The sequence below is a fragment of the Variovorax endophyticus genome (assembly GCF_025376855.1).
GTDB lineage: Bacteria > Pseudomonadota > Gammaproteobacteria > Burkholderiales > Burkholderiaceae_C > Variovorax.
In genome coordinates this window covers 1-10,554 of record NZ_JAHUTH010000066.1, presented here as the reverse complement: position 1 = coordinate 10,554, position 10,554 = coordinate 1, and the positions used below count along the sequence as shown (strand labels likewise).

6 protein-coding genes are annotated in these 10,554 nt (G+C 70.5%); all 6 read right to left on the bottom strand.

Going from position 1 to position 10,554, the window contains the following annotated elements:
- Positions 1–172: 172 nt before the first annotated feature.
- Positions 173–2,098 (bottom strand): serine/threonine-protein kinase, encoded by a 1,926-nt coding sequence (locus KV106_RS39990; RefSeq protein WP_261218118.1) that lies wholly within the window; start codon positions 2,096–2,098, stop codon positions 173–175.
- 659 nt (positions 2,099–2,757) lie between these two features.
- The gene (tagF, locus tag KV106_RS39985; protein ID WP_261218116.1) at positions 2,758–3,366 is read right to left on the bottom strand and encodes a type VI secretion system-associated protein TagF; all 609 of its coding nucleotides are present in this window, start codon (positions 3,364–3,366) and stop codon (positions 2,758–2,760) included.
- A 17-nt stretch (positions 3,367–3,383) separates the two neighbouring features.
- Entirely contained in the window at positions 3,384–6,986 is a 3,603-nt protein-coding gene (gene tssM / locus KV106_RS39980) for a type VI secretion system membrane subunit TssM (protein WP_261218115.1), read from the bottom strand.
- On the bottom strand, positions 6,983–8,350 hold the full coding sequence (locus KV106_RS39975; RefSeq protein ID WP_057597709.1) for a DotU family type VI secretion system protein: 1,368 nt from the start codon (positions 8,348–8,350) through the stop codon (positions 6,983–6,985). Before KV106_RS39975 ends, tssM begins: the two co-directional genes overlap by 4 nt.
- A 24-nt stretch (positions 8,351–8,374) precedes the next feature.
- Positions 8,375–9,706 carry a type VI secretion system baseplate subunit TssK gene (tssK, locus tag KV106_RS39970; RefSeq protein ID WP_261218108.1) on the bottom strand — a complete coding sequence of 444 codons (1,332 nt, stop codon included), beginning with the start codon at positions 9,704–9,706 and terminating at the stop codon, positions 8,375–8,377.
- Between the two features lie 145 nt (positions 9,707–9,851).
- The coding region (locus KV106_RS39965; protein WP_261218103.1) for a DUF2345 domain-containing protein at positions 9,852–10,554 on the bottom strand (703 nt) is incomplete at its 5' end.

Below are 10,554 nucleotides of genomic sequence, written 5' to 3'. Positions count from 1 at the left end.
CGGGCGGCGGCACGGCGCAGCCCGCGAGGAAGGCGGCGGCGGCGGTCGCGGCGGCCACGGCGGCGCGGTGCAGGACCGGCGCGGGCGTCGGCGCGAGGGCCGGAAGGTGCTTGTTCATGGTGAAGATCTCCTTCGTGGAAAGGTGGCCCGTCGGGTCACGCTCTACAGACGATTACTTCTCGACGATTTTGAAATTGGCGACGCCATAGACGTCGTCGCAGGGCGTGCCGGGCGCGCACACAGGCTTGCCCAGCAGCGGTGAAGGCCCGCTGCCGCGGGTGGCTTCGAGGGCCGCGAGCACCGGCAGCGGGAACTGCGGGAACACGCCCTCGTTCTGCACGCCCGAGGCGCCGAAGTCGCGCTCGTGCTCGCTGACGAGCACCGCGAACTGGTTGGTCCCGGCGGGCCCGCCGGCCTCCATCGGCCACGAGGCACGCGGCAGCGCGAGGGGGCTGCCGGCGGTGATCTTGTTGTACTTGTCGAGCAGGTTCGGGAACAGCAGGAACATCTCGCCGCCGCTGGACAGCAGGAACACGTAGACGTAGCCGTCGCGCTTGCTGCGCACTTCGAAGGCCAGCTTGTCCTTGCCGATCGCGACCTCGGGCTTCTTCGCCGAGGCCGTGACATCGAAGCCGGCCGCGGCGCCGCCGGCCAGCGACTGCAGCGATTCGAGCGCCGTGCGCGGTGCCGGGGGCGGCGCGGGCGGAGGGGGTGGCGGAGGCGGCGGTGTCTGCGCGACCTGCTGCGTGTCGCCACCGGATGGCGGCGGCGCGCTCGCGATCGGCGGCGTGTCGCCATGGCCGCGCCCCTGGAACCACCACCAGCCGCCGCCGGCCGCGGCCGCGAGCAGCGCCACCGAGACCAGCGCCACGGCCGTTTTGTTGCCGCCCGCTCGCGCACCCGCCGAGGGTGCCGGCGCGGGCGGCAGCACCACCGTCTTGCCGCCACCGCCGCTGCGGCTGTTGGGCCCCGGCGCCGCCGACGTGCCGCGCGCGTGCTGCGAGGGATGCGCGGGCGGTGCGATGCTCTGGCTGGTCTCGAGCCCGAGCGCCGCGCGCAGCTCGGCCATCGACTGCGGCCGCGCCTCGGGCCGCACGCCGAGCCCGGCGTCGATCGCCTCGAGCAGCTGCGGGCTGTAGCGCTGGCGCAGGATCTCGTTGCCCGCGAGCGGCACGTAGCTGTCGGACAGGAGGCGCGCCACCGACGGCGGCGGCGCGCGGCCGCACACGGCCACGTGCATCACGGCCGCGAGCGCATAGACGTCGGTCCATGCGCCCTGCGACATGTCGGGCATCTCGGCGTACTGCTCGATGGGCGCATAGCCCGGCTTGAGGATCACCGTGATCGCCTGCGTCTTGTCGGTGATCACGCGCCGCGCCGCGCCGAAGTCGAGCACCACCGGCCGGCCTGAGCCTTCGAGCAGGATGATGTTGTCGGGCGCGATGTCGCGGTGATAGCAGTTGGCGCCGTGCATCACGCCGAGCGCCTGCGTGACGCCGTCCATGATGCGGATGAGCCAGGCCTCGTCGACGCCCGCGGGGATCGACACCAGTGCCTGGCGCAGGGTGTCGCCGCGGTAGAAGGGCATCACCATGTAGGTGGTGCCGCGCTCCTGCCAGAAGCGGTAGACCTTGAGCAGCGAGGGGTGGTCGAACTGGGCGAGCAGGCGGGCTTCGTTGATGAAGCTGCGCATGCCGAGGTCGAAAGTTTCGCGGTGGCGTTCGGAGAGGGGGACGACGCTGCCGTCGTTCTGGCGGGTGGAGAGGGACGAGGGGAGGTATTCCTTGATCGCTACGACGCGTTCGAGGGTGTGGTCCCAGGCTTCGTAGACGACGCCGAAGCCGCCCTGGCCTATGACTCGGGTGATCTCGAATTCGGCGAGGCGGCTGCCTACGGGGAGGAGGCCGGCTTCGTGGGGTGTTCCTTGGGATGGGCCCGTGGCTGGATTTGTCGGGGGATTCGTGGGGGCGAACAACGGGCTGTTGGTGCGCGTGGGCTGGCCGGACGTGATGACTGTGGCGCTGTCGTCCAGGGGCGTGGTTCGGGGGACGACTCTTGTGCGGTCGTCGCTGCCTTCGGGTTTGGTTTCTTCGGTCATCGGGTCCTCCGGGCCTCTTCGGGGCTTGCTCCTGGCGGGAGGCTGTCGGCCGGGTCTCGCCCCGGCGGGCGACCTACTTTCTTTTGCTTCGCCAAAAGAAAGTAGGCAAAGAAAAGGCGACCCCACTGTCTGCGACCCCTTCGCTGCGCTCCGGGGCAACCTGCGGTGCTCGCGTTTCGCGGGGTCTCGCAGAACTCGCTTCGCTCAAACAGCTGCGAGCCCTTATCCGCGAAACGCTGCGCTCCTCGGCACAGCCAGAGGGGATGAGAGTCAACGCGCCATGGCGCGTCCTTGTGTGGGGTGTAGGGACGCACAGGCCCTGGGTCTTTCACTCCGGCCGAGCGAAGCGAAGGCCTGTTCGGCATGCTGGGCCGAGCGCAGCGATGGCCCGAACCACTCCCCTCTGGCTGTGCCGAGGAGCGCAGGGGAAAGCGGGATAAGGGCCGCAGCTGTCTGAGCGCAACGAAGTGCAGCGAGTTCTGCGGACCCCCGCTTTCTCCGAGCACCGCAGGTTGCCCGTAGCGAAGCGAAGGGACACAGACAGTGGGGTCGCCTTTTCTTTGGTTACTTTCTTTTGGCGAGACAAAAGAAAGTGACTCGCCCGCCGGGGCGAATTCCCGGCCGACAGCCTCAACAAAACAATCAGAGGAAGACAAAGCTCACTCCCCTCCCCCAAGAAACAGCGCCTCGAACTGCAGATCCATCGGAAGCCCGACGCAAACCATCCGCAGCCCGCTTTCAACGGCAGGATCCCCGATCCACAAGGAGGCCCCTTCCAAAGGCAAAGCCAAGGCACCTTCAGAAGACGAAGCATCAGACCCAGCAGCACCGAACAACCGACCCAGCGCCGCATCGAACCGAGCCGCATCCAGATCGAGCTCCAGCCCTTCCAGAGCAGCCTGCGTAGCCAACCCCCACCACCGCAAGGCCGCCACCAACGCAGCCCCCTCGAACTCGGACAGCAACGGGTCTTCCAGCTCCACCGCCACGGTGAAAGGAAAGTACCGCCCCACCCCATCGACCGAAGGCATCAACACCCCGATCCACCCCCGCTCCCCCGCCACCCGAGGCCCCAGCACGAAGCACCACACCGGCGCCTCGAGGTAGTGCGAAGTCCAGTCCGCATGCCGATCCCGCAACCGGGCCAGCCCGCGCTGCAGCCACGCATCCCAAACGCCCCGGAACGACTCCGGCAGCCGGCGGTGCGCGAAGTCCCCCATCCCCGGCAACTTGCCGAACCATCCCGGCAATTGCGTGGAAGCGAACAACGGGGACGAGGCAAGGTTCACAAGCCCTCCGGGCACGAGAACTCGCGCAGTTCCTTCAACCGGATCGGGTGCTGCACGCTGTTGGTCGTCACCTCGAAGCGGGTGCGCCGGTTGCCGACCTGGAAGGTGATGAAGAACTTCTCGGGCGCGTCGCCGGCCTCGAGCTGGCCGTCGTCGAGCGTGCGGAACAGCGCCCACGGCCCATCCACCGCCGAACCCGAGCTGCCCGTCGCCGAGGGCGGGCTGACCTGCACGCGCACCTGGTTGCTGCCCTTCGGTCCGGGCCACTGCACCGCCATCGGCACCACCGGGCCGTGCGCGTACTTCACGAGCTGGCCGTCGACGTCGAGGATGAACTGCGTGATGCTCGCGTCCATCTCCACCGGCTTGAAATCGAGCCGCATCGACGGACCGCGCCCGCCGCCGCGGAAGAAGATCTCCTTGATGCGCGCCGCGCGCTCGAACTGCGCCAGCGCCTGCGTGGTGATGGCGCCGCGCTCGGCCACGGGCTTGTAGCGCCACGGCCGCGTGCTGGTGTCGACCAGCGCGGCCAGCCGCTTCTGGAAGAAGTCGTCCATCAGGCCGCCGGCGCCGAACATCTGGCCGAAGTCCTCGGGCAGCACGTCGCGCTTGCTGTTCTGCACGAAGGGATAGCGGCCCGCGATGGCACGCGCGCAGAACTCGGCCACGGGGCGCAGGTCCTGGCTCAGGTTGCCGCGCTCGGCCACCTGGGCCTGCGTGGCGCCGGTCTGGCTCAGGTTCTCGATCATGCTGCGCACCGGCTCGGGCAGGCGACCGGCGTCGGACTTGAGCTTGCCGGCCACGTCGCCGGGCGGCGGCGAGGTGCGGCCCTTGACCGCGGTGTCGACCGCGTTGAGGTAGACGTAGACCTCGTTGAACAGCTTGAGCGCGTCGTCGATCGGCGCCGGCTGGTTCGGGCCGCCGGCGGTGACGAGGCGGCGCAGCGATTCGAAGCGGTCGTCGACGATGCTCTCGATGCGCTTGCCCGGCGCGACCTGGCGGCCGGGGTCGCCGCCGAACAGGTCTTCCAGGCCCTTGCGCGTGTTGCGCACGGTCTCGGTCGCCTTGCTCACCACGTCCTTGTTGGCATCGGCGGCGGGAATCAGCGTGGTCTGCTTGACCACCGCGCGCAGGAAGTTCGCGAGCGGCGAATCCACGCCCGAGAGGATGCGCGCGGTCTCGATGTTCTTGTCGAGGCCGGTGACGCGGATCAGCCGCACGTCGGCCAGCAGCGCTTCCCACTGCTTGACGTACTCGGCCAGGTAGAGCCGGCGCACGCGGTCGGTGAGCTCGCCGAGCGCGGCCACGTCGCGCAGCCGGTCGGCGGTGTTGCGGTCCTGGCCCAGCACCCACGGGTCCTCCTGCGCGAGCAGGCCGGTCAGCACCACCACCTCGTTCTGGAAGCGCTTGTGGTAGCCGTCGTAGGTGAACATGCCGGGCACGCCCTCGGTCAGCGGCTTGCCGCTGATGCGCTCGAACACCAGCGGGCCCGAGGGACCGGTGGCCTGCGCCACGCTGAAGGCCGGGATGTCGCGCGAGGCGCGCTGGCGCTTCAGGCGGCTGAACACGCGCTGCTCGAGCGGATAGCTCGCGAGCACGGCGCGCACGCTGCGCACCAGGTTCTCGTCCATCTTCAGCGGCGAGCGCGGCGGGCCCTGCGCGATCAGCACGTCGAGCTGGTCCTCGAGCTGCTTGCGCTGCTCCTCGGGAATGCCGCGATCCAGGCTGCGCGACCAGTCGAGCGTGATCCAGGCCTTGAGCGCCTCGGCATCGAAATGCTCGGGCTGGTAGAGCATCAGGTAGCTCTTCAAAGCCTCGTAGGTGTACTCGAGGTTGTCCTTCTGCGCGGTGCGCAGCTGGTCTTCCAGCCGCTTGGCGATCTGCGGCAGGAAGGCCTCGTTGAGCGCGCGCTGGTGCACCAGCATGGCGGCGGCATCGAGCTTGTCGCCCTGGTAGAGGCCCAGGGTCATGGCCAGCGGCTCGTCGCCCAGGCGGTTCTCGGGCGTGCGCCAGATGTCGCGCAGGTTCTGCAGCACCGGCGCCACCTCGACCAGGTTCTGCACCCGCGCCGGCAGCGCGGCCAGGTTCTGTTTGGCCGGATCGACGCGCGCCTCGACCGACTTCAGGTAGTCCATGTTGCGCAGCGTGCTGTAGCCCCAGGCCGCGAGCAGGCCCACGGTCAGCAGCGTCATCGCGGCCACGGCCGCGAAGCGCAGCGTGTGGCGGCGGCGCTCGAGCTTGACGTCGGCGCCGGCCAGGCGCTGCTCGGGGAACACCACCTCGCGCAGCAGCGTGGTGAGGAAGTAGCTGCGTCCGCTCGACTTCTGCGGCGCGAGCATCGCGCGCTCGATGCCGAAGCTGCGCGCCAGGCTGCCCATCACGCGATCGATCGGGCTGCCTTCCTGCGTGCCGCTGGTGAAGTACACGCCGCGCACCCATGGCGGCTGGGTGAAGCGCGAGCCGGTGAAGACCTGGTCGAGCAGGTCCGACAGCAGCGGGCCGATGGCGCCGAACTGCGCCGGGAAGCCGAAGATCGCGGCACGGCGCGTGCCGTCGGTCTCGCGCTGCATGCGCGCGATCAGGCCGTCGTTGACGCGCTGGTGCAGCAGCGCGAACTCGCGCTGGAAGGCCAGCGACAGGCCCTTCTCGTCGACCTGCTGGTTCTCCTCGGGCGGCAGCGTGAAGCCGAACACCTGCGCGCGCTGCTCCTTGCCGAGGTCGTCGAAGTAGTCGGTGAAGCCGTACAGCAGGTCGCTCTTGGTGACCAGCACGTAGACCGGCAGCCGCGTCGTGAGCTTGCCGTCGAGCTCGAGCAGGCGCGCGCGGATCGAGGCCGCGAGCTGCGAGCGCGCCTCGGGCCCCTGGCTCAGCAGGTCGCCGACGCTGACGGTGAGGAACACGCCGTTGAGCGGCCGGCGCGGGCGCACCTTCTTGAGCAGGCCGAGGAAGCCTTCCCAGGCGCTCTTGTCCTCCGACTGGTTGCTGTCCTGCGTGGTGTAGCGGCCCGCGGTGTCGATCAGCACGGCCTCGTCGGTGAACCACCAGTCGCAGTTGCGCGTGCCGCCCACGCCGCGGATGGCGCCGGGGCCGAACTTCTCGGCCAGCGGGAACGACAGGCCCGAGTTGACCAGCGCGGTGGTCTTGCCCGCGCCCGGCGCGCCGATGAACACGTACCAGGGCAGGTCGTAGAGATAGCTGCCGCCCGAGATCGAGAGCCAGTCGCGCCAGCCGGGCTTCTTGCCGGCCGCGTGCAGCTTCATCTGCTTGAGCGTGGCCACCGCCTCGTTGAAGCGGGTGTCGAGGATCTGCTGCTCGCCGGCCACCGGCGTGCCGGCCTTGGCCGCGGGCGCCTTCATCAGGCCGTCGGTCAGGTGCTGGCTGGCGCGGCGCGCGCGCCAGCGGCGGTAGATGGCGCGCAGCAGCACCAGCAGCACGATCACGCCGATGACGATGGCGCGCACGGTCTCGCTCTCGAGCGGCGCCAGCGCGCCGATCTTCACCAGCGGGCCGATCCACCAGATCAGCAGCGCGACGACGATCAGCGCGAGCAGCGTCAGCAGCAGCGGGCTGAACAGGAAGCCGAAGATTTTCTTGATCATTTGCTCGCTCCCGTGGCGGGCGACGGCGCAGGCGGCGCGGCGGCGGCGGGCGCCGACGCCAGGCGCTCGGGCTCGGTCAGCAGCACCACCTCGACGCGGCGGTTGCGCGCGCGGTTGGCAGGCGAGTCGTTGGGCGCGACCGGCTCGGCATCGGCCTTGCCGTCGGAACGCATGCGCGCCGGATCGACCAGCGTCGACAGCGCGCCCTTGACCGCATCGGCGCGCGCGGCCGACAGGTGCCAGTTCGACGGATAGCGCAGCGAGCGGATCGGCTGGTTGTCGGAGTGGCCGGTGATCAGCACCTCGCCCTTGACCTCGGCCAGTGCCTGGCCGATGCGGCGCAGCACCGGCAGCGACTGCGCCATCGGGTCGGCGCTGCCCGAGCCGAAGAAGGAGTCGCCGCGCAGCCGCACCACGCTGCGGTCGGCCTCGTCGGTCACGGTGACCAGGCCCTGCTTGATCTCGGGCTCGAGGAAGCGCGCGAGCCGCGGCGTCTTGGCCGGCGCGGCCGGCGGCGCGATCTGGATGTTGGGCACGCGCAGGCTCGACAGCGCCGAGTAGGTGGTGTCGGAGCGATAGTTGAGCGTGAGCCGCAGGCCGAACCAGGCCAGCGCGAGCAGCAGCGCGAAGCCGGCCGCGAACACCCACAGCGGCAGCGACTCGCGCAGCCGCACCGTGCCCGCGCCCTGCCCGCGCCAGTGCGGCGAGAGCTCGGGCTCGACCGCGGGGCGGTCCTTGGCGATCAGGTCGGCCAGCCGCTGGCGCACCGAGTCGAGCTGCGCGCGGCCGTTGTCGACCACGCGGTAGCGGCCCTCGAAGCCGAGCGCCAGCACGCTGTAGATCAGCTCGAGCAGCTGGCGGTGCGTGGGCACGTCCTGCGCGAGCTTGGCCAGCAGCTGGAACACCTTCTCGCCACCCCAGGTCTCGTTGTGGAACTGCACCAGCAGGCTCTGCTTGTTCCAGCCGGCCTGCACGCCCCAGGGCGTGTTGGCCACCGCCTCGTCGAGCGCGGTGCACAGCACGTAGCGCGCGGCCAGCACCGATTCGTTGCCCACGCCCGCGCGGCGCGCGTTCTGGTCGAACTGGTTGACGGCCTCGGCGGTGGAGGCGCGCAGCGCCGGCACGTTGGGCGGCTGCACCAGGTTGCGCAGCTTGCCGATCAGCACCAGCAGCTTGCCGGCGGCCGACACCAGCGGATTGAGCAGGCCGAGCTCGCCGAGGTCGGCCACCGGCGTGGGATCGGTGGCGGGGAAGAAAGGCGCGGGCGCGGCCGAGGCCGCCGGCGCATTGGCCGGCGTGCGCGGCTTGGGCTTGATGACCGTGCGCTCGGACTCGAAGGCGGCGAAGGGGTCGGGTGTGGTCATGGTGTGTCCGTCCTTTGCCCGTGGCTAGCCACGGATCGCCCAGAACGCGAGGTCGAGGCCCGGGAAGTCGCCCGCGATGTGCATCGCCACGCCGCCCGACTGCTCGAGCTGGCGCCAGAGGTCGCTGTTGCGGGTCTCGAGCTCGAAGTAGTTCGCGCCCGCGTGGAACGGGATCTGGCGCGGCGCCACCGGCATCGGCGTCAGCGTGACGCCCGGCAGCGCGAGGTTGACGAGGTCGCGGATGCGCTCGACCGGGCCGATCTTGACCTGCGTCGGGAAGCGCGCGCGCAGTGCCTCGCTGGGCATGTGCGCGTTGACGGCCAGCACGAAGGTGGCGTTGCGCTGCAGCTCGACGTCGCTGACCACCGCCACGCGCACGCCGTGCTTGCGGTCGTGCAGGTCGATGCGGATCGCCGACTGCTCGAGCACCATCGACAGGCTGCGGCGCAGGTCGTCCATCAGCGGCCGGAAGCTCATCGCGAGGTCGTCGTGGATGTAGGGGCCGAAGCGCGCCACGCGGCGCGAGTCGCGAAAGCTCGCGAGGTCGCCGGCCAGGCCCAGCGCCTGCTCGAAGAAGCGCTGCGGATGCAGCATCGCGCTCTTCGCGAGATGCGCGAACACCGCCTCGTTGCGGTTCACGGTCTGCAGCAGCATGAAGTCGGCGATCTCGGCCACGCCGCCGGTGCCGCCCTGCGTCATGCGCCCGGCCAGCGCCTCGCCGCGCTGGCGCAGCAGGCCCAGCAGCTCGTCGAGCCAGGCGCGGATCACCGCATGGCCCGCCACGTCGAGCAGCGGCGGCAACATCGCGCGCTCGAGCTGCACCTGGTTGTCGACGCGGCGCTCGACCACGCGCGCCACGCCCAGCGTGGTCCAGGCATCGGTCGCCTCGCTCGCGCGCATCAGCCGCGTGTGGAGCTGGCCCAGCTGCAGCATCGCGATGCGCTCGCCCGCGGTGTTGGAGTCGGGCACGTCGGACTCGAGCACGCGGTGGCGCACCAGCTCCTCGTACTCCTCGGCATCGGCCTCGCGCGCCCCGGCGCGGCGCAGCGGCAGCGCCAGCACCACGGCCTCGTCGCGCATGGTCTGGGGGATGTCGATCGGTTCGGGCAGCGGATCGACCGCCGGCATGTCGAACACCGTGCCGTCGCCGAACACGCCCACCGCGCGCACCAGCGCCAGCTTGCCCAGCGTCAGCGCGGCCTGGTCGATCTCCAGTTCGGCGAAGCCCCAGGCATAGGGCGTGGTGGAGCGCAGCAGCACGTGCCGCGCGTGATCGGCATGTCGTTCGCTCTGCTGCAGGTGCTGGGGCTGCAGCAGCATCCCCTCGCTCCAGACCACTTTTGTTCGCCAACTCATCCGCTCGCACTCCGTCAACGGCAAGGGCTGCCTGTAAGAAGCGGTGAGTTTCCGGCGCGAGAAGTCATGGGCAAATCCGCCTTAAGGCCTAGCTAACGGCATAGGCGGCGCTCGAGGACGTACGGCGAAGGGAGTAGACGCGGGCTCAGAAGGGAGGATCGACCGGCCCGGTCTTGACGTGGCTGGCCGCGTGCTCGACCCAGCGGCCCGGCGTGCCGTGCACGATGCCCTCGCTGCTCCATTCGCTGAAGCTGCCGCCGCCGTTGACGACGATGCGCTTCGGCGCCGCGATGCGGATGTCCGCGGTGCTGCTGGTGATGCGCACGGCGCCGCGAGCCTCGAGGCCGATCGCGCCGGCGCGCGCCTCGACGCGGACCGCGCCGCTGGCCGCGATCCACCGCATGCCGTGGCGCAGCGCGAACAGGCGCACGCCCTCGCGCGCGGCGACCAGCAGCCGGCGCAGCGCGCTGAAGCTCGCGGGACCTTCGCTCGTGAGCGCGAGGGGACCGCCGGCCTGCAGGTGCAGGCTGCCCGGCGTGGTGGCGGCGATGCCAGCCGCGCTGGCGAGCAGCAGCTGCGCCGCCTGCAATTCGGGGCAACGGCCAGCGGCCGGATCGCCGGGGCCGCCACGGATCGCATCGTTCTGGGCTGCCAACACCTGCGCCACCCGCGACTGGTCGTCGCCGGCATCCTGAGCCTTCGCGGCCAGGGCGGCTTCGGCCAGCCCGCGGTGCAGCGCCCGCGCATTCGCGAGCCGCGCGGTGGTCTCGCCCATGTCGAGCGCATGGTTCGCCGCATTCGGCCGGGCCTCGGTGGTGATCAGCATCCCCCGTGCCGCCCTCAGCACC

Coding starts and splice junctions, on each gene's coding strand:
- KV106_RS39990 (WP_261218118.1), bottom strand. CDS start 2,098: ATGACCGAAGAAACCAAACCCGAAGGCAGCGACGACCGCACAAGAGTC.
- tssM (WP_261218115.1), bottom strand. CDS start 6,986: ATGATCAAGAAAATCTTCGGCTTCCTGTTCAGCCCGCTGCTGCTGACG.
- KV106_RS39975 (WP_057597709.1), bottom strand. CDS start 8,350: ATGACCACACCCGACCCCTTCGCCGCCTTCGAGTCCGAGCGCACGGTC.
- tssK (WP_261218108.1), bottom strand. CDS start 9,706: ATGAGTTGGCGAACAAAAGTGGTCTGGAGCGAGGGGATGCTGCTGCAG.